The organism is Spirochaetota bacterium, assembly GCA_026414805.1.
Lineage (GTDB): Bacteria > Spirochaetota > UBA4802 > UBA4802 > UB4802 > UBA4802.
Genome location: JAOAIH010000056.1, coordinates 1 through 21,794, shown reverse-complemented (window position 1 = coordinate 21,794; position 21,794 = coordinate 1). Strand labels below are relative to the sequence as shown.

Below are 21,794 nucleotides of genomic sequence, written 5' to 3'. Positions count from 1 at the left end.
GCTACGATATTATTGTATACTCATTTTTATAAGTAGCTTTAATGATTGTCAAACCACTATTACAATAATAGTGGTTAAATGTGGCAACATACTTTGATACACCTGATAACCAATTGCTCTATAATGAATGCTGTTATATACTTTCAATAATATATTTTACAAACGTTCAAAAATTATTGTATCAGTTTTATCACTAAAGTGCAAGTTAAATTTTTATTGTAGTGCTATCTGGTTCACCTTTACATTTATATAAAACATATCTTTTTTAATTTTACAGCAATGTCTTGTTTTCAACAAAGTGTCCAGACACTGTTAAATGCATGGAAAAGTATAATTAATCTTTAACGTAATTATTTACACCGTTACATCCAGGTGATATTGTGATATAATAGTACACGATATATGATTCATAGTATTGCTGCAAATATACCATTATATTATAGTGTAAATGAATATGTTCCCGATACCGCTTGACAATCCAATACTGCTTGCACCTATGGCAGGCTATACTGATTCGCCTTTCAGGCGTATTGCACGCATGCTTGGCGCGGGCATGGTTTTTACCGAGCTCATCAGTGCTGATGGTATTGTTAGAACAAACAAAAAGACACTGGATTTGCTTTCATTCACTAATGACGAAAGGCCAATAGGCATTCAAATTTTTGGCAATGACCCTGCTACCATGCAGGAAGCTGCGTGCCAGTTACTATCGCTTAAACCTGATTGCATTGACATAAACTGCGGATGCTGTGCTCCTAAAGTATGCAACAACGGCAAAGGAGCTGGACTGTTAAAAGATGTGGATTTACTGTACAGGATTACTTATGCAATAACTTCGCACGTGACAGTGCCAGTGTCAGCAAAAATCAGGCTTGGTTTTACACAGGGTACAAAAAATTACATGGAAGTAGTTGATGCATTGCAACAGGCAGGGGTTGCTTTTATTACCGTGCATGGTCGAACACGTGACCAGTATTTCACTGGTAAAGCTGATTGGGAAGCCATTGCGGCGATAGCTCATAAAGCAAAGGTTCCAATAATTGGCAATGGTGATATTATTACCTTTGATGATGCTTTGCAAAAACTTAAATCAACAGATTGCAGAGCAGTGATGATTGGACGTGCAGCGTTAGGCAATCCGTGGATATTCTGTGGGAAAACGCCAACGCGTGAAGAGAAGCTCAAAACTATACAATTGCATTACCAACTTATGTTACAGCACTATGGGAACTATGGTATAGTTTTAATGCGCAAACATATAGTGCATTACCTGAAAGGTTTTCCAGGCGCAAGCAAACTACGACAGAACATTATCAAATGTGAAACGATAGAAGAAATTACAAATCTCTTGCTGCAATTGTAATATACGTTTTTTTGTATTATAATCGTTGTAATAATACATCGAATATCTCTTTATCATTAAGAGGTGCAGGATTATTTTTATTTCCACCATCACGAATAATCAAAGGGAAATCTTGTTTAGTAACTCCATATTGTGACAATCGGGGCATGTGTAAAACTTCAACTAAATTCTCCAAGGTACTGGTAAGCTTTTCTAATGTATCGTCAATGCTGCCAGTGTAACCGGTCAAAAGATTTCCAACTACAGCATATTTTTTTAAGTAGTTACTATCGCCCCCATCTTTTAATTTTTTAATTGTTGCTTTTGTGCATACTGAAAGCATAGTACCACAGGCAATCCCATGTGGAATACCAAACAGTGCTCCCAATGGCGAAGCCAATCCATGCACCACACCAAGCCCCACATGTGCAAGCGTTATCCCTGAAATATACGCAGCATAGGCCATATTTGCTCTGTGATACACTGTATCCTCATTGTGCACACATAGAGGCAGCAAACTCTGTGAAATTTTTTCAATACCACTTATTGCCAATGAATCGGTAAACGTGTTTGCTTGAGTTGACACATACGATTCAATTAATTGAGTAAGCGCATCAAGGCCACTTGCTGCAGTAATAGAAGGAGGACACCCTTGCATAAGTTCTGGATCAATTATTGCAATATCTGGCACAAAATTGTCATGGCGAAGCGATCGTTTAAAACCATGTGCACCCTGCTTGCTAAGTACTGCATTTTTTGTTGCTTCACTTCCTGTGCCTGCAGTTGTGGGCAGTGCAATAAACGGTACTTTAATACCACTATGTTGTTTGGTTCCCACTACCTCAAGATAATCAACAACAGTGTGCCCTAAAGGTAACATTGCAGATATTGCCTTCCCCGCATCTATTACGCTCCCACCACCAATTGCAACTACTGCATCTATTGCACTATTTTTGTACAAGCTCACAGCATCATCAACAAGCTCTGGTGATGGTTCACCTGCAACTGTAATAATATCATAACGTATTTCATTGGCTTTTAGCATCGCTTCGACTTTATGTAATTTTCCTGAATGTTGCAGTGATGATTTTCCAGTAATAAGTAGAATTTGCCTTCCAAATTTTTGTATATGTGCTGGCAAGGTGGCGATAGCTCCTTTAAAAAAAACAGTATGGGGAATTTTGCCAACTGTGAAATTTATTTCCATAGTTTTTCCTCTGCTGGAGCTATTACAGTGTAGGTGATACCCTGGCGGGGTTTTGCCATCCACGGTGCAACTGTATCCTTCCATACAGCATAATGTGATGTATTCTTGTGTTGCGCAGCAGCTTCTGGTGATTTATATGCTTCATATAAAATAAACTGTGAGGGATCATCTTGGCATTGAAGTACATCAAAGCGAAGATTGCCTGGTTCCATAATGGAATTTTTGTGATTTTCGATTGTTGCCTTTATGAAGTCTTGAATATGTTCTGATTTAACGTATACATGGACTACATTAACTATCATATATACCTCCTGTGTGTTTTTTCATTTATTGAAATAATACAAACTAACTACTATGAATAAGATAATTTTCAATAAAAAAATCTTTACAATATAGTTGGATTATGATAGTTATCGGTACTACATTTTAAATATATATTCTATTTTGGAAGGATAATACTATGACATTTGAAACTACTACCTGCATTTCCTATCAGCATCTTGAACTTCTTGATTATTATACGAAAAAGTACAACATCCCATTACACACCTTTATTTACCTACTTGTAAATTATGCAGCAAAGAAGGAAAAATATCGTATGCAAGCATTCAAACGAATATCATACCGAAAAAGAAATGGTAATAATACCTGGAAAAGAGTTCATTTATATGTATATCACTCTGAATATGAACTTTATTTAGATGTTAAAAAGCTATGGAAGATGTCGTTGGCTAAAATTATTGCCTTCTGTCTGGATAATATACTGGTAGAATTTTTAAATTTCTTAAATCATCGTTTAAAAGAAAAGAATACCGATAACTATATATCTTATTATGAAAGTCGTTCATATACATTTCACTTTTACAAGGAAAATGGCATACACTGCTGCCAATTCCACTGGGGACCACCACCTGAGGTGCTCCAGCAGACAGTATAACATATATCCAAAAGATTTTCTCAATCCATTTGAGCTATCGCCCGTTTAAAAAACTTACTTTACAATTACATACAGTTTTTTACTGTTGCAATGAAATGATTTTTTATGCTGAGTTTTCAGCTATACACATACTAATCCAAGAGGTGGTACAATGAATATATTAATATTTGGGCCTAATGGCAGTGGTAAAGGGACACAGGGTGCGGTTGTACAGAAAAAATTTAACCTTCCGCACATTGAGTCGGGTGTTATTTTTAGGGAAAATATCAAAAAAGGCACCGAACTGGGTGTAAAAGCCAAGGCGTATATCGACCGTGGCGATTTAGTTCCTGATGAAATCACTATTCCCATGATACTAAATCGTTTGCAGGAAGCTGACTGTAAAAATGGGTGGTTACTTGATGGCTTCCCCCGCAATGTTGAACAGGCAAAAGCGCTGGATAAAGCTTTGAAAGAAGCGGGGATGGCACTTGATTATGTTATTGAGATAGTTCTTGACAGAGACAGCGCAAAAAAACGCATTATGGGTAGAAGACTGTGCGAAAACGACAATAATCATCCTAACAACATTTACATAGATGCAATCAAACCAGCCGAAAAAGATGGAAGCTTTGTATGTCGTGTATGCGGAGGGAAGCTTTCAACTCGAGCCGACGATCAGGACGAAGCAGCCATAAACAAACGGCACGACATCTACTATGATACAAAAACTGGAACACTTGCCGCGGTTCAGTATTTTAAAGATATCTCAAAGCAAAATGGTGGCAAGCCAAAAATTATCGAAGTTGATGGAACTCCCAGTGTCAAAGAAGTAAGCGAAGCGTTACTAGCAAAATTGGGATAACATTATTTTTTTTACAAGGAGCTGTCGCCCGACAGCTCCTTGTAGTAGAATCGTTTCAGTAATAAAAAATATTAGTTGACCTGTCACATACAAAAATTATACATTATAAATTTGTATATAGTGCTTATATCAGGATAGGTCAAGCTATGAGCAATGTAAAAATAGCATATCTTAGTATACTTATTTATACTATCTTTTGCATTATTCTGTCATCGATAGTATATTATTTTGGAGGAGTTGCACCGGGTAAAGGTTGTGCAATTGGATGCCTTCTAAGCCTGATTCTCACATTATTATGGATAGCCGGAGCAATCAAAGGCATGAAATCAAACACGCTGGTACTTCTATCCATAACAGCAGGTGGTTTTATTTTACGGCTGATTCTTTTAGCTGTTTTTGCAGCGGGTGGTGTATATATTCTCATGATGGATCTCCCTACTTTTGCCATAGCATTCCTTATTGGAACTATTTTCAGCCTGGTTCTTGAAGTGTGGTTCTTCACCACGTTGAGTGGTCCTCAAAATCCCAAGTTCAGGTAAGTAATTATGGATACCAAAACATTACAACAACTATCTCAAGATGAACTTATAAAACTGGTACAACAGCTTCAGTTGAAGATTGACTTGCTCCAGAAAGGGGTACAGGAAGAGCCAGTAGACTTCAAAAAATTAGTTGAAGCTGCCGATGATATCATATTTGTGCTCGATAGCGAAGGAAACATGGTCTATCGCAACAGAGCTATGGAAGATCTGTTCCCAGTCTCAAGCAAAGATTCTATTGGCATGCATTTTTCACTTTATCTACCCGCAATTGAGCTTGATCGCGCTACAACTGTTTTCAATCAGATACTGTACGAAGGCAAATCCATCCACAATGAAAAGATGAAAACATTTGATAAGGATGGAAACCCTGTATACCTTATGGCAAACCTTGCACCAATAAAAGATAATGAAGGTAAGATTACTGGACTCTTTGGCATATTGCGCAATATCACCGAAATGCATCTGATGGAGAAAAAGCTTAAAGAGAGCTCCCGAAGGCTTGAGGAAAAAATTAAAGAGCAACTGCGTCAGGCTGAAGAACTAAAACGACTGTCAACATTGAATGATGAAATTATAAACAATTCACCCATTGGAATTTTTACTATTGACCCTACAGGCATTATTTTAACCGAAAATCCAGCGCTTCGCCGTATTATTGGCTATCAACCTGATGAAACCAGAGTGGGGATGAACTTAACCGAAATGCCCGGATTCAGCGTTGATTTAAAAAAATATCTAGAGGAGATAACAACTCAGAAAAAGCCAGTATATATAAAAAATCTCACCTATCAGCCAATCAATCAGGATAGGGAACTCACTCTCAATGTGCGAGCTAATCCAATCCTTGACTTTGATAAAAAAGTGAAAAGCATTTTAATAATGATTGAAGATGCCACCGAACAGGCACAGATTCAAAAACGTATGCAACGCGCTGAAAAGCTTTCTGCAATGGGCTTGCTTGCTGCAGGGGTTGCCTACGAACTCAAAGTTCCTATTAACTTATTAACTATCGACCTCAACTTTATTGAAAATAATATTCCCGAAACAAGCCCTGTTCACGACTATGTCAAATCCATGAAGGATGAGCTTGCCCGTATAAGCCAGATTACTGAACAGCTCCTTAATTTAGGAAAACCAGGTGATGATGATATTGAAACATTTGAAGTGCATAAACTTATTACAAGCCATCCGGTACAGATAACACTGAATCGTCTGCAGAAAAGCGGATTTATTATTAATACTGCCTATCCAAAGGAAAGTCCAAAAATTAAAGGCAGGAAAAATCAGCTAATACAGGCCCTGTTACACATTATAAGTAATGCTGAAGAAGCAATGCCTAATAAAGGTGAAATACGTATCAATGTTGGTAGTGCTATTAAAAACCAAGAAAAATTTGCCAGCATTACGATAGAGGATACTGGCATTGGAATTCCACCTGAAAACCTTTCAAAGATATTTCAGCCTTTCTTTACTACCAAAGGTCCAAAGTCCACAGGACTTGGACTGATGGTAACATACACAATTATTAATAACCATGGCGGAGCAATAGGAGTCAAAAGCACCCCTGGTGAGGGTACTTCTTTTAAAATACTACTTCCAGCTATTGACTAAAGGGGGACTATATGAAAACACAAAACCCTTCACAACGTAACTATCTCAATGATGCAGAATCACTCCTTGATCAGGAAGGATATATTATTATAGCACCTGATGAAGAAAGAAAAGAGCTGCAGCCAGAAGAAAAACCTGCTGCAAGAAGTGAGCATGTTACCACTCTGCAAACAGAAAAACTACCAGGCAAGAAACCAGAAATTTTACCCAAGGCAATTGAAGCAGAAGCAACAGACATCCCCAGCACTATTCAATACCTTAAATGGCACATGGAACGTATTGCAAAAAATGTTATTGGCCGTGAAGAAATCATAAAGCAGGCAATGTATGCCATACTTACACGGGAACATATGCTGTTGCTATCACGAACTGGTATGGCAAAATCATATCTGGCAAACTATATTTTCAATACCTTTGATAATGTGAGAATATTTGCTTCGCAAGCAAGCAAGGAGCAAACACCTGATAACTACTTTGGCCCTTATAACATTGAAGAATTCAAAAAAGGCCGCATCCGTCACAATATTCACGGTTCCATCATAGAAGCAAATTTGGTTTTCCTTGATGAATTTTTTGATGCAAGTGATGTAGTCCTGCGATCCCTGTTATCCGTATTAAACGAAAGGAAATTCATCAATGGTCCTGAACAAATTGATGCTGCTATCCACACCGCTATCGCTACTGCTAACTACATGCGAATGAATGAAGTGACCGAAGCAATACTTGACCGCTTTACTTACAAAGCAATAATTCCTGAAGATGATAATGTGTACCAGCAATTGCTCATTGACCACACATATGCATTCAGCAGGGGGAAGGCCATAGAACCTGATAAAAAGATCCCATTTAATCAGATTATCTATCTTTCAGATATAGTTCGTAATAAAAATAAAGAAATTAAAATTGAAATACCTGATTTCATATACTTCATGAAAAATGTCATAACAAATAAGTTTGTAAGTGATATGCGCAAATCCGACTATAAATTCTTTATAAGCCCACGAAAGCAGGCAAAATTGCAAGATTTCTTAAGAGCCAATGCGCTCCTTAACAATCGCTTTGAAGTAACCATGGATGACCTTAAAGAAATGTATCTTGCATTGTGTACATTGAACAGTTTTATTTCAGTCAAAGCAAAAGACAAATCAGAAAAAGATGTGTTTCTGGATGCATACCAGCAAACTATGGTACACTTCAACGCAACAGGTGCTATACAACAGATTGAGTTTTTACTTAACCTCCGTCGTATTTTTCAGGAGATAATGGAAAACCCCGATAAGAAAGAGCGATTGCTTGCATCTTCCTCTGGAATTCTGAGAGGATTGCGCAATCTTTTAAAGAAAATCTTCCCGTCCCGAGCAAGCGATGACGAGATTACACTTGAAACCTTAAAGCGAAGCTTAACCGAATTACAGCCTGCCGTGGAGGAAGTGCGAGAACTCAAAGAAGGCATAACTAAAGACTATTTTGCTATATTGTAGGTACCATGTCACAAGTAATTACTACATTACAGGCTCCGTCACGGCCAAGTCTTGATTTCTTTGAGTACTGGGATTCGTTAGGCCTTTTTGATGAGCTATCGGTTATATTGCCTCCCGAATTTTTTGTAATTTTTGAGATAGCTCAAGTAATATTTACTCCTGAATTAATTTCGGAAGCATTAAATGCCGTTGAAGATATATCTCGTGAAGAAAAGATTGAAGCCCCTAACCGTGATGAATCAATTTTGATAAACCGTGTAGAGCGCATCTCGCCATTGAGCGACATCATGGTCATTGACCGATACAGAACCATATATGATTTAAAAAAAGCACTGCCACGTGAACTTTCCTGGGAAGATGACATCTTTGATATCAAACTTTTCAAGCACGAGCTTCTTGTGCAAAAATTTTATGAAGAGAAAGCTGACACGTTCAAACCTATATCAACATTGCAGGATGAAAGTGGACGGCAGGCAAATCGTTTTGACCAGAAATTTTATCTGCTATTAGACCGTTCACGCTCAATGGAAATTAGGATGCGGTCATTTTTTTCCAAATGTCTTGTTGCAGAGTTCCTGCGGCGTAAGCTCAACAGTAACGCTAAGATTTTTTACAGACCGTTTGACTCAAAACCTGGAGATTTATTTAAGATAGAAAAAAAGGAAGATTTTCCGTTTTTGATTGAACGAGTGTTACTTACTACTACTGGGGGCACCAGTACTAATTTACAGCAGGCTGTGTTTCAGGCAATCGACGATATCCATTATGATAAAGATATGCTCAACGCTGAAATACTTGTAGTAACCGATGGTATTAGTAAGATAGATAAATACTTGATGAAAGAAAAATTAGGTGATATTAAATTAAATATTTTAAAAATTGGCCGTGACCTAGCAGAACCTGACTACTTTGAAATGAAGAAAACATTTGATGCTAATAAAATAAAATTTGACCCCACCGCACTGAATATAAAAGAAATTCAGCAAAAGATGGAAAAGTCACAGGAAGGAGAAGAGGCATTAACTCCACTGCAGAAGCGTGCTTACAGGTATATTTTAGAATACTCCGAAACAATGTTTAAGGACTTAAAAGAAATTTCACATCGTTTTGTGGAAATACCCGATCTTGACCCATCCTCGCTTTATGAGCTTACTGATGAAAAATTAGATGCAATTGAAACTGCTGTTGATGATTTTTCACGAATTGACTTTGACACTAAAACTCTTGAAGAAAGGAAAAAGCTCTTCAAACAGGCATACTTTCTGTCACAATATGTATCCCTGCTGCTAGAAAACAAAAAGAATGCTACTAATCCAATTTTGAAGCGATGTGCATATAAATTGCAGAAAATCACACAAGATATTTTAGCAGATCCTTCATTATTACAGCTAGTAATGGAAACGGGGAGATTTTCTGATAAAGAAACACTGAAACTATCTAAAAAGCAGCTTAAGGAAAAGCTGAAGGAAATGAAAATGTCTCAGACACCATTATCAACAGAAGATATACGTAAAGCTCAGATGCTGCTCACTTCAGATTTAGGCGAAGGAAATATAGGTCAATTCCTGCGAGTTCTTTTTATAAAACTGCTGCAGTTGATTAAAGATATAGTACATAAACTAAAAAAATTTATAATAAAAACCAAGTAAGAAATTTCCTAACGTTGATTTTAAACGCTATATATATGCTATAGTTTTTCTCTTCTATACCACTCAATAGTTTCTGCCCATATCTCAATATTAGTTTTTTTGGGCCACCAGTTTAGTTCCTCTTTAATTTTATTACAATCAAGAACAAAATTTGATAATATAAACTGGACATGGTCTTTGCGTAAATAATGAATATGTAACGGCCTCAGTACAATCGATAGGATCCTGGTAAAAATAGGTGTTATATGTTTAATTTGGCAATCCAACTGTGCTATCTCTTTAACCTTGACAACCTGTTCCAGCTGAGTTGGTACATTATCAGAGCCAATATTATATATTTTCCCTTTGGCGATATCTTTATTTTTGATAGATAATAAGGCTGTAACAACATCATCAGGATGTACAAGCTGATACCGGGAATCACCATCACCCGCAATATATAAACGATTAGAATCGCCCATGGCCAATGCCATATATAAAATAATTAATATCATAGCATCGTCCACTCCCGGACCAGTAATAATGGTTGGTCGAACGATAGTAACCGGCAATCCTTCCTCAGCAAATTTTAAACAAAGTTTTTCAGCTTTGACCTTATCTTTGCCATAAGGCGTGTTTGGTTTTAATGGATCATCTTCTTTGATGGGCATAGTATCAGGGTTCCCATATACTTTGCCACTTGATAAAAATATAAAATGTTGTACGTTTTTTTCTGAAGCTACTTTTAAAAGATTTTCTGTCCCTTTGACATTAACTTTCTTCATGAAACGGCGACCATAATAGGATGCATCTTCAACTTCCATAAGATGAAACACAGTATCTACATCTTCCATTGCCTCTTCAATACTATCTGTATCTAAAAGATTGCTCTGAAAAAAAGTAACAGATTCCGGTAATTTTGTATCTTTCCACATGTCTATCGCTTTAACTTGTTGCCCATCGTGTACGAGCTTTGTTACAAGTGTACGTCCTATAAGGCTGTTACAACCAGTTACCAGAATCATGTTGCCCTCCACATAGTAGACTCCATGGCCAAGCATACTATAATAGCTTTTTTTTTAGTCAAGCGTAAATTAGTAATGTTTCAAGTATTCAACAGGAGAAAAAACTTAATTGTGTGCATATTTTAATCTAATTCAACTGTACACAGCAAGGTAGCTATATTAGAGCAGTCATCCAAATGTATCTGCTTTTCATGTATTGCTCGCTGTACTGTAAATAGAAAATCGATCTTAGGGATATTCCAGTATTGTATAACACCATCAACAATTTCCGCAGGGAGTAAATTAAACACATCAATAAGATTAACAATATCATCAACTGTAAAATGGTTAAACTCCCTCCGTGTCAATCTGTACAGCAAGCTTTCTATAGCTTCAACAGAACGTAAATAAAGAATATTATTTTCAGGTATAGTACGCAAAACAGCATTCATCAAAGATAAAATATCACGCACTTTACCTGCAAAAATTTCAGCAGCTCGCATGCATAAAAACAAAATGTAGATATTATCGTTACAATTTGAATAATCATAATTTTCAATATCACGCGTCGAAGCTAGGGTAACCATAGCATCATAATGGCTATCACCTTTGCACAACTTCTTCCAATTAGCAAATTTTTTCCTGAATAAACTTAACCCAACGATTGCACTTATAGCTATATCCACATCCGGCGATAATGCTATATCATAAAAAAAAGGTATTAATGTCTCATCAGGCATTGTGAGGAGTGCTGTGGTTATGCCATATTGTAAAGGCTTTTGTTCATGAAAATCGTTGATACATCTTTCACGAAGATTTATTAGCGAATGTCTCCATATTATCAATATATCATCATAAATTAAATTATTTATAAGCAAAAAATTTTCATAGTATTGTAATCCTTTCATGAATGCCAAATAGGTTTCAGCTTTTCTGTAGAGTATATCTAAAATGTAACCGTCATTATTATATGGGAATTCCTGAATTTCATAGGCCAATTGATCAAATAAATTGAATAGTGCTACAGTAATGGGTGTATCATAATTAAACCATGATACTATTTTTTGCCTGTAATTGTAAAATAACCGCAAACCATCAATTTTGGTTTCAGCAATATGAAACTGATTAATTATTTGATCATAGTGAAACTGTGTATCATATACATGAGGCATCGCCCAATACTGTTTCCCTTATGGTTTCACAATTGTTGCAACCATAATGAGAAAGCGGGATGACGTGTCCACTATTTTTTTTATTTAATATATTCGGAATAATGCTTTAAGTACTCCTAAAATGGCAACATTTTCTGCTGTTATTGGATTATATTTTTCGTTAGCAGGCAAAAGCTGTACTTTGCGTTCAGTTTTCTTTAATATTTTTAGTGTTGCTTCATTATCAATAAGTGCAGCTACTATTTGGCCATTGTTTGCATTTGGCTGTTGCCTGATAATGGCAATATCGCCATCATATATGCCCGCACCCGTCATTGAATCGCCTTTAACCTTAAGCCCAAATAATATGCCGTCGGGCAAAAGACCTGATGGCAACTGTATATAGCTTTCAATGTTTTCCTGAGCCAAAATGGGCACACCCGCTGCAATTGTACCAACCAATGGAATTGATCGCACATCAGCATATACATCTTCTTTATCAATCAATAGCTCAATTGCTCGTGATTTGCCAGCTTCACATCGCAGATATCCTTTCTTTTCTATTGCTTTCAAATGATCATATGCACCCTTTACGGTAATTGAGAATTGATTGCCTATTTCACGAACCGTGGGAGGAAAACCAGTTTTTTTTATTGTCTGTTTAATATATGAAAATATTGCCTGTTGTTTTTTAGTTAATGGTTTTATCATGATGCCACCTTACCTTTGATGTCGATATATACGAATGTATAGTTATTGTCAATTATTTTTTCCACAACATTCATTGCCTTAACAATGTGATAATTGTAAGGAATGCACTAGCAGGCAAAAGTATCAATGCTAATGTGTGATTATTATTCATATTGAGTATATATAATAAAAGTATTTTTTCAAGCACATTTTATGTAATGAGCTATCGCCAAAAAATTATAAATGTTTTATACTTACAATAAACTTTTTTACTTATAAAATAATTGATTTACAAAAAAACATATTGCATTGCAACGTTAGGCTATATACTTATACCAATTTTTAAAACACCATAATTTTTACCATGTTAACACTTGAAGAATCATATTCTCTATTGCAAGTTTCAAAAAATGCTAGTGATGATGAAATAGCTAAAGCATTTAAAAAACTTGCATTACAATACCATCCTGATAAAAACCCTCATAGAATTGAGTGGGCAAATAAAGCTATGGCAACAATCAATGTTGCATACAACACCATAATGGCCCACCGCTTTAAAGACAAAACAGCAGTACATGAAAAAGTTACCTCGCAAAAAAAAGAGCCTAAATTTAAAAAAGAAGATATTCTGCGTGAAGACCTATTAACTCAATATTTTATTCAATACCGCGAAAAAGCAAAAGATGCACTATATCAATATTTTCAGTATAATCTTTACAATCTTGCCCGAAGAGATATGACTGCAAATGCTGATATCTTTAAAAAAATTGTTGCGCAGCTTCGTCGTAGTTATCATGGCATAGATAATCTGTGCGAATATACGGATGATGAAGAATTTTTACAGCATTTTAATATTTTTAAAGAATTGCTTTTCACTTTTTATAAATCTTCCGAATGCCTCAACATCATCGACTCGTATGCAAACATACTCGATGTTGAAGCATTTAGGATTTATCGACAAGGCGATGATTACCTTCTGCGTGCACAGAAAGAAATATTTTACGAACGGCATAATAGAGGTTTCTTTAAAAAAGAACAGGCAATAACCGATCTTGTAAAAGCCATACAGCTTTTACAGTTGACATTAGTACGTTTCCCTCAATCATCATGGGTTGTAGAATCACAGATTAAACTTGAACATGCATTAACTATTGAAAAATATTTAAAACTATTTTTTGAATAATGACACCAAGTTACACCGTTAAACACAACACAGAACGCATGCAATTATATTTTTATATTGCATTTTTATCATAAAAATATTTTGTGAGATAGTTATGGATATTATATCAACGTTTGGCATAGCTGTTGCGCTGGCAATGGATGCATTTTCAGTTGCTATCGCTTCTGGTTTATACATCTACAAACCCTACCACAGGTACTATTTCAGGATTGCATTTCATTTTGGGTTGTTTCAATTTGCAATGCCCATCATTGGCTACTTTGGTGGCATTGCTATAGAACCCATAATAAAAAACTTTGATCACTGGATTGCATTTGGGTTGCTTACTTTTATTGGTATTAGAATGATCAAGGCTTCATTCAGCCACCATGAAACTTCATTTAAAGATGATCCATCAAAGGGCTTTACGCTGGTTCTTCTTGCACTTGCAACCAGCATTGATGCACTGGCAGTGGGATTAAGCTTTGGCCTTTTGCAAAAACCCATCATATTGCCAAGCATTATCATTGGCATAACCTGTTCACTGTTTTCAATGCTTGGAGTATTCCTTGGCCGCAAAGCAAGCAATATCATTGGCAAACGAGCAGAGCTAGTTGGTGGATGCATACTCATTTTAATTGGATTACGGATACTGATATCGCATCTTCAATAAACTGTTTACTAATACAATAAATATTTCCGATATATGTATTGCACATAATTTTTTTGCCATAGCTTATGTATACGTTTTTGCCTATTTTTTATATTGTTACTATAAAATCATGAAGATTAAAAAATACCTTGTCACGATAGCTCTTGTACTTATAACCATACAGATTGGTGCAGAAGATTACCAGTATCAGTATTTCCAAAAAGAAAAAGAAGAATTTGTGCCATTTTCAGATTATATTCCCAAAGTTCGGATGCATTATAAGGTTGTGCCGCATTATGTAGAGGATTTTTATGAACTGTATGGGATGAAACTGTACTACGATGAAAACTCTCTCAGGAAAAATATTGATCGCCTCAAAATCGCACTTACCTGCAAATTTCGCCACCCATCTCAAGCTTTGGTGAAAATCCAGACCGAAGATGAATATTATAAATACCGCAATTTAATGTTTATGCACATCAACATGCTTATACTCCGTGACTATCTCAAAATAGCTACCCGATATGATAAACAGCATATTTACTTTTATGACGCAGATTATGCAAAAGACATTCAGGAAAGTTTAAAAATTGCAGAACAAATGTATAAAGAAGCGCTGCCCTATTGGTATGAAGCAAAAAAATATGCTGATACTGCAAGTACCGTAAAAATTACAACAAATTTAGGATTCATTGAAACTGAACGTGTTAAGATAATCCGCGGTGAAGTTGATTTTGAAAAAATTATTAATGACCACATAGCCAGGGTTAAAAAAAAGCAAAATAGTATTGACGCACTGCTAGCTTTGTATAAAAAGTAGTAGTATGGAAGTATTTGAAGCCATAAAAACTCGGAGGTCAATACGCCATTATACCTCTGATCTCATACCCAACGATATACTTACTGCTATCATCGATGCAGGAATATGGGCACCATCAGGTCTTAATAATCAACCATGGCGCTTTGTTATTGTACAGTCAAACGATATAAAAGAAAAGCTTTCGCATTGCACCTCATACTCGCGTATAATTAAAGAATCTCAGGCTTGTATATGCGTATTTTACCACATCCCCTCAGGATATAATCGCGATAAAGACATTATGGGCATTGGTGCATGTATTCAGAACATGCTGCTTGCTGCTCATGACAAAGGACTAGGGGCAGTGTGGCTTGGAGAAATACTCAATAAAAAACAGAAGGTAAATGAATTGTTAGCTGTCTCCAGTGATTATGAACTAATGGCAGTTATCGCGTTAGGATATCCCAATGAAAAAGGACATTCCACACGTCATCCATTAGATCATTTTATCATTAAAACGCTATAGCAATTATTAATACACAGATAATTTGCAACATTTGTATATAAAATAAGCTGTTAGAAGCTGACTCAGATGTTTACTACAACCATTTGTTAATGCTGTTAATTTTGTCAATAGCATCATCCACCCATTCGTTATAAGGATAGTCCTTTATAATTTTGGAAAATAATGATTTTGCCTCTTGCAATTTAGTTGTAAGGTATTCCTTATTGCCTGTAAAACCTGACCCTTCAGTGTAATAGTAATAAAAAGCATGTTGAAGAATATCAAATGCCTCTTTATATATATCATATATTCTATCTTTTGTTCTGCTACGTATTATATCATCCTTTTTAATATGAGCCACAGCATACTGTTTGAGATAGTCATATGCAGCATTAATAAGCTGCATTTTTTGTAATGCATCACAATCATTGCTTATATCAGGATGATAGAGCATAGCCAATGTTCTATAAGCCTGGGTAAGTTCTTCTATGGTAAAATGTGGAGTTAACCCAAAGATAGTGGTATAGGTTTTGAAGGTATCCATTATTTACACACTGAATAAAAAGTGAATGATATCACCATCTTTAACTATATAATCACGCCCTTCACTTTTAAGCAATCCATGTTCTTTTATGGCATGTAAAGACTTATGCTGTAGGAGGTCGTTATAATGAAAAACTTCCGCCCTGATAAACCCTTTTTCAAAATCACTGTGAATAATGCCACTTGCTTTTTGGGCGGTTGTTCCACGCTTAATAGTCCATGCCTGTAACTGAGTTGTGATAGTATAGTATGTGATAAGGTCAAGCATGGAATATGCTGTAATTATTAGTCGTTCCAGAGCTGATGTGTCCACACCCATCGCTTCCCTGTACTCACGCTGTTCTTCTTGAGGCAATTCAGCTATTTCTTCTTCAATTTTTGCGCTTATTGCAACAATACCCAATCCATTCTTTTCTGCATATTCTTTTAATGTTGTATAATATTGATTTATAGTAACCTGTTCATCTACATTCGCACAAATTATCATGGGCTTTGCAGTTATAAGACCATATTCATTACATAACAGCGCCGCTTCTGAATCTAAAGAAACTTTGTGTAACATAGTGCCCTGATTGATATAATTGAATAATGTGTTGATTATCTCCAGCTTGTGGGCATTCTCTTTATCGCCGGATTTTGCCTTTTTTTCTATCTTTTCTTTTGCTCTCAATAATACTTCCATATCAGCAAGCAAAAGTTCAGTATTAATAATTTCAATATCACGCAACGGATGTATTTCTCCTTCAACATGCACTACATCACTGCTTCCAAAACACCTTACCACATGCACTATTGCATCTACCGAGCGTATATGGCTTAAAAACATATTGCCAAGCCCCTCCCCTTTGGAAGCACCCTTCACCAGGCCGGCAACATCAATAAACTCAATTCTTGTTGGTATAGGGTCATGTTTCTCTAATATGTGTGCTATGGTATACAGTCGTGGATCAGGAACTGGTACTATACCTTTATTGGGTTCAATTGTGCAAAAGGGATAATTTTCCATGGGAACATGTGCTCCTGTCAGCGCATTGAAGATGGTTGACTTGCCTACGTTTGGCAATCCTATAATCCCACAGGTAAATCCCATAGCTGTCACCTTTTCATAAAACAAAAATTATCTGAAATATGTTGACATATCATGAAATGGATATCGTGATGTATGTAATGCATAAAATTATATGGCAATGATACAGATTATGTAAAAAAAATCAAACAGTATTATGGCTGAAACTATTTTATTATCATTCACAATACTATCCACACTTTTTCTATGTGTTTCTCTTGCCAATATTAATTATAAAGAAGGGCGGTATTCACTTCCAATCCTGTTGTGGGCAACATTAATATGTGCGATAGCTCATATCTATCCATCCTCCATCGCTATTGCCCTAATAATTGCACTGTACCCAGCGGTATTTGCAGTATTTATCCATACTATTATAAAAACCCTCGCCACCACCGATAAATACATTTATTCAATAGCTCAAATGGCTATTATTCTTTCACTATTTTTGCCTCTATGGGTAACTGGTATAATTTTAGCCTTTATCCATTTATATACTGCTGGCAGCATTCATAAAACAATTTCATTTAAATATGGCACAAAGATTTTCCAGGGTGTACTTATTCTTGAATCTGTAATATTGACTTTAGTGGCATATTTGCAAAATGTATATTTCATGATTATCACCCTCACAGGATTTATTATAATTTTAATGACTATCATGATATATGATATACTGAAGCGGTCGCAAACTGCATTGGTAAAGATACGAACACTTGCACGGATGAACGCAAACCTCACAAAGTTAAATCGTCTTTTAAAACAAAAAAATGACCAGTATATTGCAATGCTCAATAAAAAAGATAATGACATACAACTGCTTTCAAAATATTCAACCATGGCAGAAATTACTGCTGGTATAGCTCATGAAATTGCTCAACCGTTGACAGGTATTAAAAGTATTGCTCAAAACATGATGGATGACATAAATCTTGATGATTTTAACTATCTTGAAGCTCTATCCGAATTACAGAAAATCTGTACTATGGTAGATAAAGCAACATATATTATTGATCACATCCGTAGTTTTAATACAAACAACCATATCTATAAGCTAATTGATATTAATTCCATTATAATGAATGCAGTTACTTTGACTCATAATCAACTGAAAAAACATAATATTGATATATTGCTTTTGTTGAATGATTCAATACCAAAAATTTATGGAAATTCAATAAGCATTGAACAAATACTGTTAAACCTTATTACAAACGCCAGAGATGCAATAATTGAAAAGGCAAAAAAAGGAGATTTAGAGTATACGGGAAAAATAATTATTAAAACAGATTATTCAGATGACTATGTAATTCTAACGATAGAAGATAATGGTATTGGAATTCAGCCCGAAATTCAAAAACATATCTGGTCACCATTTTTTACTACTAAAAAATACAGCCAGAGTCTTGGAATAGGTTTGTCAATAACCAAGAAAATAATTAATGAACACAATGGGGAAATTTTTATCAATTCCACCCCAAATGAAGGCAGTACATTTACAATTAAATTTTCGTTATTAAAATAAACTATCCAAGCTCTTTTGCTTACTCGTGCTTAACACTTTTCACTCTATTTAAGACTATCTCTTTGAAAGCAACACAAGTGTACAGTAATCCAAACCATCTGTCACTTTGATACAAGGAAAGTATGAATGATTCACTATCTGCTAAATAATTTATAGATTTTTTTACATTGACCTTATCCAATCAATGCTATACAACTATATTTGGCACATTTCACTACAATTTAAGTGAGTCTTGTATTGCTACACCATTTAATGAACTAAATGGTGATAACTATGCATTATATGAGCTAATATGAAGGTTGCTAATTATTTTAATCTTAATATCAGATGCTAAAACCAGCTTTGGCGTAGCAATCTGTATTTTAGGAGGGATGTATGTTCAGGTCTATTATGATAATATGTATATTTGCCATCAGTATTTTTTCTATACAACAAGATATCCAAGCCCTTGAGGTTGCTATTGATGAAATACAAACAAAACCTGTTACTTTTATAAATTATAAGGGTCCATACCAAAAAAAAGATTCACCCAGGGAAATAGAAAATATAGGGAAGACACTTGCACATGATACTGACAATACCGGGATTATCAGATTTGGGATGAAATATTCATTGATAAACGCAATATCAAAAGATGAGCCCGAAAAGTTTTCAGCAACAATTTTCTCAATCGATAAAAAAGCAAGGGTTGGCCATATAGATATTATCAGAAAAATACTGTCAGCTTATCTTCAAGAAAAATATGATTATAGCCTTGAACACGCTAAAGCTATCGCCCTGTTTTTAACCTATTATAATGCCATATATAGGGGAAATATTGATTATTTTTCATCAAAATACAAAAGTATTGTAATGAAACACATCACTAAAAACAATGCAGGCATTTCAACAAAATATTATGAATGGCCTGGTGCCACAAAAATTCTCATACCATTAACAGAACAACCACAAAAGGGAAAACTTGACTCTGTGCTTATAGATGTAATTTCGGATAAAAAGGTTGTTAAGGAAATACAAAAAGATGATAAAAACATACAGGCACGTAAAGATGTGGCAGAAATTAAAGAAACAATACTTACACAACAAAAAGCTGAACTTGAAAAAAGCAAAAGCAGTATAGCAAAGGATTTTGCAAAATTAGAAGATGAAAAAAAATCCATTGAGGATAGAAAAGAAAAAGTACAGAAAACTGAAAAAGAGCTCAGCAAGGCAAAAGAACAAATCAGTAATGAACCAGATACTGAAAAACAAAAGGCAATGCAAAAAGAAATAGCAGAAAAGGAACAACAACTTGAAAAAGAAAAAGAGGATATAAAAAAGAAAGAAGTGGAGATAGCTCAAAAAGAATCAGAAATTGTGGATAAGAAAAATAAAATCACAGAAAAAGAAAAAATTTTAGATGAAAAGGAAAAAGAACTAAAAAAAGAAAAAGAAGATATAGCTGCTGATGAAAGTAAAAAACAATCATCAAAAGACAAAGAAATGATAAAAAAACTTGAAAAGAAGGAGAAAGAACTGGATGCACGGGAAGATAAGTTACGTTCAAAAGAAATTGATCAAAATATCTATGCCAATAAACTGTATTATTTAAAAATTAAGGAATATCTCCAAGATGGCCATTATAATAATGAAATGGTGATGATAGATCCTGCGTCACGAAAAATTTTATTTAAATCACCTGAAAAAAATATTTGTGGGAGCAGATACGACATATTTTCCGGTGGTGTGGTAGTTATTACACATAAGGGGAATCATACAATTGGCCACAGGCTCACGCTGCTTGACAGGAATAGCCTTGAACCAAAAATATATGGCTCTGACAATATTTTCTGGCGAAGTTTTATAATAATCAAAGATAGTTTTATTTATGCGATAGTAATAGAAAATGGGAAATTTTACCTTGGCCGATTTGACACAAATCTTATAATGGTATCTAAATCTTCTGAAGAAATTAACGAAAATACATTTATAAGTTTTTGGGATAACTTCATTTATATAAATCGTGCCGATAAAACCATAATGGTGCTGGAAAAAGAAACATTAAAGCTAATTGATACAATAAAACCATAGATTACTTTACGTTTTTATAAAACAAAATATAATTAAAAAGCCCCTCTTTTTTTAGAGGGGCTTTTTATAATATGGTCAAGCCTCACGACTGATTAGTACTGGTCGGCTGAACACATTGCTGTGCTTACACCTCCAGCCTATCAACCTCGTAGTCTTCGAGGAGTCTTCAGTGACCTCAAGGGTCAGGGGAAATCTAATCTTGGGGTAGGCTTCCCGCTTAGATGCTTTCAGCGGTTATCCTTTCCGAACATAGCTACCCAGCGGTGCCGTTGGCACGACAGCTGGTACACCAGAGGTTCGTCCATTCCGGTCCTCTCGTACTAGGAACAGATCCCCTCAAATTTCCAACGCCTGCAGAGGATAGGGACCGAACTGTCTCACGACGTTCTGAACCCAGCTCGCGTTCCGCTTTAATCGGCGAACAGCCGAACCCTTGGGACCTTCTCCAGCCCCAGGATGCGAAGAGCCGACATCGAGGTGCCAAACAGTGCCGTCGATATGAACTCTTGGGCACTATCAGCCTGTTATCCCCGGGGTACCTTTTATCCGTTGAGCGATGGCCCTTCCACGCGGGACCACCGGATCACTAACCCCTACTTTCGTATCTGCTCGACTTGTAGGTCTCGCAGTTAAGCTCCCTTATGCGTTTGCGCTCTACGCACGATTTCCGTCCGTGCTGAGGGAACCTTTGGGCGCCTCCGTTACTCTTTAGGAGGCGACCGCCCCAGTCAAACTGCCCACCAGACACTGTTCTGATCCTGGATCAACAGGAATCAGTTAGTAACCCGATACGATAAGGGTGGTATTTCAAGGACGACTCCATCCCGACTAGCGTCGAGACTTCCCAGTCTCCCACCTATCCTACACATACCGCACCAAATTACAATGTCAGGATGCAGTAAAGGTCCACGGGGTCTTTCCGTCCTTCTGCAGGTAGTCTGCATCTTCACAAACATTACAATTTCACCGTGTCCCTCGTTGAGACAGTGACCAAGTCGTTACACCTGTCTCTTATACACATCTCCGAGCCCACGA

Annotated in this window: 20 protein-coding genes and 1 pseudogene; 13 read left to right on the top strand and 8 right to left on the bottom strand. The window is 35.9% G+C overall.

Annotation, left to right across the window (positions count from 1 at the left end; genetic code table 11):
- The first annotated feature begins 454 nt into the window (after positions 1-454).
- On the top strand, positions 455-1,363 hold the full coding sequence (dusB, locus tag N3F66_11250) for a tRNA dihydrouridine synthase DusB (protein MCX8124718.1): 909 nt from the start codon (positions 455-457) through the stop codon (positions 1,361-1,363).
- A 16-nt stretch (positions 1,364-1,379) separates the two neighbouring features.
- Here the strand turns inward: dusB and N3F66_11245 are convergent, their stop codons facing one another.
- Positions 1,380-2,549: an iron-containing alcohol dehydrogenase gene (locus N3F66_11245; GenBank protein ID MCX8124717.1), complete on the bottom strand. Its 1,170-nt coding sequence runs from the start codon at positions 2,547-2,549 to the stop codon at positions 1,380-1,382.
- Positions 2,540-2,851, bottom strand: coding sequence for an antibiotic biosynthesis monooxygenase (locus N3F66_11240; GenBank protein ID MCX8124716.1), 312 nt, complete (start codon positions 2,849-2,851; stop codon positions 2,540-2,542). Before N3F66_11240 ends, N3F66_11245 begins: the two co-directional genes overlap by 10 nt.
- Before the next feature lie 158 nt (positions 2,852-3,009).
- Here N3F66_11240 and N3F66_11235 point away from each other — a divergent pair, with 158 nt between their 5' ends.
- The 6 genes from N3F66_11235 to N3F66_11210 all read left to right on the top strand — a co-directional run bounded on the left by N3F66_11235 (position 3,010) and on the right by N3F66_11210 (position 9,613).
- Complete coding sequence (locus N3F66_11235; GenBank protein ID MCX8124715.1) at positions 3,010-3,486, top strand: hypothetical protein; 477 nt, start codon at positions 3,010-3,012, stop codon at positions 3,484-3,486.
- A gap of 151 nt (positions 3,487-3,637) precedes the next feature.
- Positions 3,638-4,330 (top strand): adenylate kinase, encoded by a 693-nt coding sequence (locus tag N3F66_11230; GenBank protein MCX8124714.1) that lies wholly within the window; start codon positions 3,638-3,640, stop codon positions 4,328-4,330.
- Between the two features lie 146 nt (positions 4,331-4,476).
- Positions 4,477-4,869, top strand: a complete 393-nt coding sequence (locus tag N3F66_11225; protein MCX8124713.1) for a hypothetical protein — start codon at positions 4,477-4,479, stop codon at positions 4,867-4,869.
- Positions 4,870-4,875: 6 nt separating this feature from the next.
- A complete protein-coding gene (locus N3F66_11220; protein MCX8124712.1) occupies positions 4,876-6,483 on the top strand; it encodes a PAS domain S-box protein in 1,608 nt (535 codons plus the stop codon).
- Between the two features lie 11 nt (positions 6,484-6,494).
- A complete protein-coding gene (locus N3F66_11215) occupies positions 6,495-7,964 on the top strand; it encodes a MoxR family ATPase (protein ID MCX8124711.1) in 1,470 nt (489 codons plus the stop codon).
- Positions 7,965-7,969: 5 nt separating this feature from the next.
- Entirely contained in the window at positions 7,970-9,613 is a 1,644-nt protein-coding gene (locus N3F66_11210; GenBank protein ID MCX8124710.1) for a hypothetical protein, read from the top strand.
- A 38-nt stretch (positions 9,614-9,651) separates the two neighbouring features.
- On the opposite strand, the gene N3F66_11205 is transcribed toward N3F66_11210, so the two are convergent.
- The 3 genes from N3F66_11205 to lexA form a co-directional block, all read right to left on the bottom strand.
- On the bottom strand, positions 9,652-10,617 hold the full coding sequence (locus N3F66_11205) for an NAD(P)-dependent oxidoreductase (GenBank protein MCX8124709.1): 966 nt from the start codon (positions 10,615-10,617) through the stop codon (positions 9,652-9,654).
- 122 nt (positions 10,618-10,739) lie between these two features.
- On the bottom strand, positions 10,740-11,768 hold the full coding sequence (locus N3F66_11200) for a hypothetical protein (protein ID MCX8124708.1): 1,029 nt from the start codon (positions 11,766-11,768) through the stop codon (positions 10,740-10,742).
- Positions 11,769-11,852: 84 nt separating this feature from the next.
- Positions 11,853-12,455, bottom strand: coding sequence for a transcriptional repressor LexA (gene lexA, locus N3F66_11195; GenBank protein MCX8124707.1), 603 nt, complete (start codon positions 12,453-12,455; stop codon positions 11,853-11,855).
- Positions 12,456-12,801: 346 nt separating this feature from the next.
- Between lexA and N3F66_11190 the strand changes: the two genes are divergently transcribed.
- From N3F66_11190 to N3F66_11175, 4 genes are all read left to right on the top strand, one after another.
- Positions 12,802-13,620: a J domain-containing protein gene (locus tag N3F66_11190; GenBank protein MCX8124706.1), complete on the top strand. Its 819-nt coding sequence runs from the start codon at positions 12,802-12,804 to the stop codon at positions 13,618-13,620.
- 94 nt (positions 13,621-13,714) lie between these two features.
- Positions 13,715-14,272: a manganese efflux pump MntP family protein gene (locus N3F66_11185; GenBank protein ID MCX8124705.1), complete on the top strand. Its 558-nt coding sequence runs from the start codon at positions 13,715-13,717 to the stop codon at positions 14,270-14,272.
- Positions 14,273-14,381: 109 nt separating this feature from the next.
- The gene (locus N3F66_11180; GenBank protein ID MCX8124704.1) at positions 14,382-15,071 is read left to right on the top strand and encodes a hypothetical protein; all 690 of its coding nucleotides are present in this window, start codon (positions 14,382-14,384) and stop codon (positions 15,069-15,071) included.
- Positions 15,072-15,075: 4 nt separating this feature from the next.
- Positions 15,076-15,576: a nitroreductase family protein gene (locus N3F66_11175; protein ID MCX8124703.1), complete on the top strand. Its 501-nt coding sequence runs from the start codon at positions 15,076-15,078 to the stop codon at positions 15,574-15,576.
- A gap of 73 nt (positions 15,577-15,649) precedes the next feature.
- On the opposite strand, the gene N3F66_11170 is transcribed toward N3F66_11175, so the two are convergent.
- Positions 15,650-16,099 (bottom strand): DnaJ domain-containing protein, encoded by a 450-nt coding sequence (locus N3F66_11170; protein ID MCX8124702.1) that lies wholly within the window; start codon positions 16,097-16,099, stop codon positions 15,650-15,652.
- A 3-nt stretch (positions 16,100-16,102) separates the two neighbouring features.
- Positions 16,103-17,188: a redox-regulated ATPase YchF gene (gene ychF, locus N3F66_11165; protein MCX8124701.1), complete on the bottom strand. Its 1,086-nt coding sequence runs from the start codon at positions 17,186-17,188 to the stop codon at positions 16,103-16,105.
- Positions 17,189-17,321: 133 nt separating this feature from the next.
- On the opposite strand from ychF, the gene N3F66_11160 reads away from it, so the two are divergent.
- A complete protein-coding gene (locus tag N3F66_11160; protein MCX8124700.1) occupies positions 17,322-18,689 on the top strand; it encodes a HAMP domain-containing histidine kinase in 1,368 nt (455 codons plus the stop codon).
- Between the two features lie 375 nt (positions 18,690-19,064).
- Positions 19,065-20,759: a hypothetical protein gene (locus tag N3F66_11155; protein MCX8124699.1), complete on the top strand. Its 1,695-nt coding sequence runs from the start codon at positions 19,065-19,067 to the stop codon at positions 20,757-20,759.
- 71 nt (positions 20,760-20,830) lie between these two features.
- On the opposite strand, the pseudogene N3F66_11150 reads toward N3F66_11155, so the two are convergent.
- Positions 20,831-21,793, bottom strand: a pseudogene (locus tag N3F66_11150).
- Between the last annotated feature and the right edge of the window lies 1 nt (position 21,794).

Excerpts from the sequence above, each read along its gene's own strand:
- N3F66_11245 (MCX8124717.1), bottom strand. The coding sequence starts at position 2,549 with ATGGAAATAAATTTCACAGTTGGCAAAATTCCCCATACTGTTTTTTTT.
- N3F66_11175 (MCX8124703.1), top strand. The coding sequence starts at position 15,076 with ATGGAAGTATTTGAAGCCATAAAAACTCGGAGGTCAATACGCCATTAT.
- ychF (MCX8124701.1), bottom strand. The coding sequence starts at position 17,188 with ATGGGATTTACCTGTGGGATTATAGGATTGCCAAACGTAGGCAAGTCA.
- N3F66_11205 (MCX8124709.1), bottom strand. The coding sequence starts at position 10,617 with ATGATTCTGGTAACTGGTTGTAACAGCCTTATAGGACGTACACTTGTA.
- N3F66_11185 (MCX8124705.1), top strand. The coding sequence starts at position 13,715 with ATGGATATTATATCAACGTTTGGCATAGCTGTTGCGCTGGCAATGGAT.
- N3F66_11180 (MCX8124704.1), top strand. The coding sequence starts at position 14,382 with ATGAAGATTAAAAAATACCTTGTCACGATAGCTCTTGTACTTATAACC.
- N3F66_11220 (MCX8124712.1), top strand. The coding sequence starts at position 4,876 with ATGGATACCAAAACATTACAACAACTATCTCAAGATGAACTTATAAAA.
- N3F66_11160 (MCX8124700.1), top strand. The coding sequence starts at position 17,322 with ATGGCTGAAACTATTTTATTATCATTCACAATACTATCCACACTTTTT.
- N3F66_11230 (MCX8124714.1), top strand. The coding sequence starts at position 3,638 with ATGAATATATTAATATTTGGGCCTAATGGCAGTGGTAAAGGGACACAG.
- dusB (MCX8124718.1), top strand. The coding sequence starts at position 455 with ATGTTCCCGATACCGCTTGACAATCCAATACTGCTTGCACCTATGGCA.
- N3F66_11155 (MCX8124699.1), top strand. The coding sequence starts at position 19,065 with ATGTTCAGGTCTATTATGATAATATGTATATTTGCCATCAGTATTTTT.
- N3F66_11225 (MCX8124713.1), top strand. The coding sequence starts at position 4,477 with ATGAGCAATGTAAAAATAGCATATCTTAGTATACTTATTTATACTATC.
- N3F66_11170 (MCX8124702.1), bottom strand. The coding sequence starts at position 16,099 with ATGGATACCTTCAAAACCTATACCACTATCTTTGGGTTAACTCCACAT.
- N3F66_11190 (MCX8124706.1), top strand. The coding sequence starts at position 12,802 with ATGTTAACACTTGAAGAATCATATTCTCTATTGCAAGTTTCAAAAAAT.
- N3F66_11215 (MCX8124711.1), top strand. The coding sequence starts at position 6,495 with ATGAAAACACAAAACCCTTCACAACGTAACTATCTCAATGATGCAGAA.
- N3F66_11210 (MCX8124710.1), top strand. The coding sequence starts at position 7,970 with ATGTCACAAGTAATTACTACATTACAGGCTCCGTCACGGCCAAGTCTT.
- N3F66_11240 (MCX8124716.1), bottom strand. The coding sequence starts at position 2,851 with ATGATAGTTAATGTAGTCCATGTATACGTTAAATCAGAACATATTCAA.
- N3F66_11235 (MCX8124715.1), top strand. The coding sequence starts at position 3,010 with ATGACATTTGAAACTACTACCTGCATTTCCTATCAGCATCTTGAACTT.
- N3F66_11200 (MCX8124708.1), bottom strand. The coding sequence starts at position 11,768 with ATGCCTCATGTATATGATACACAGTTTCACTATGATCAAATAATTAAT.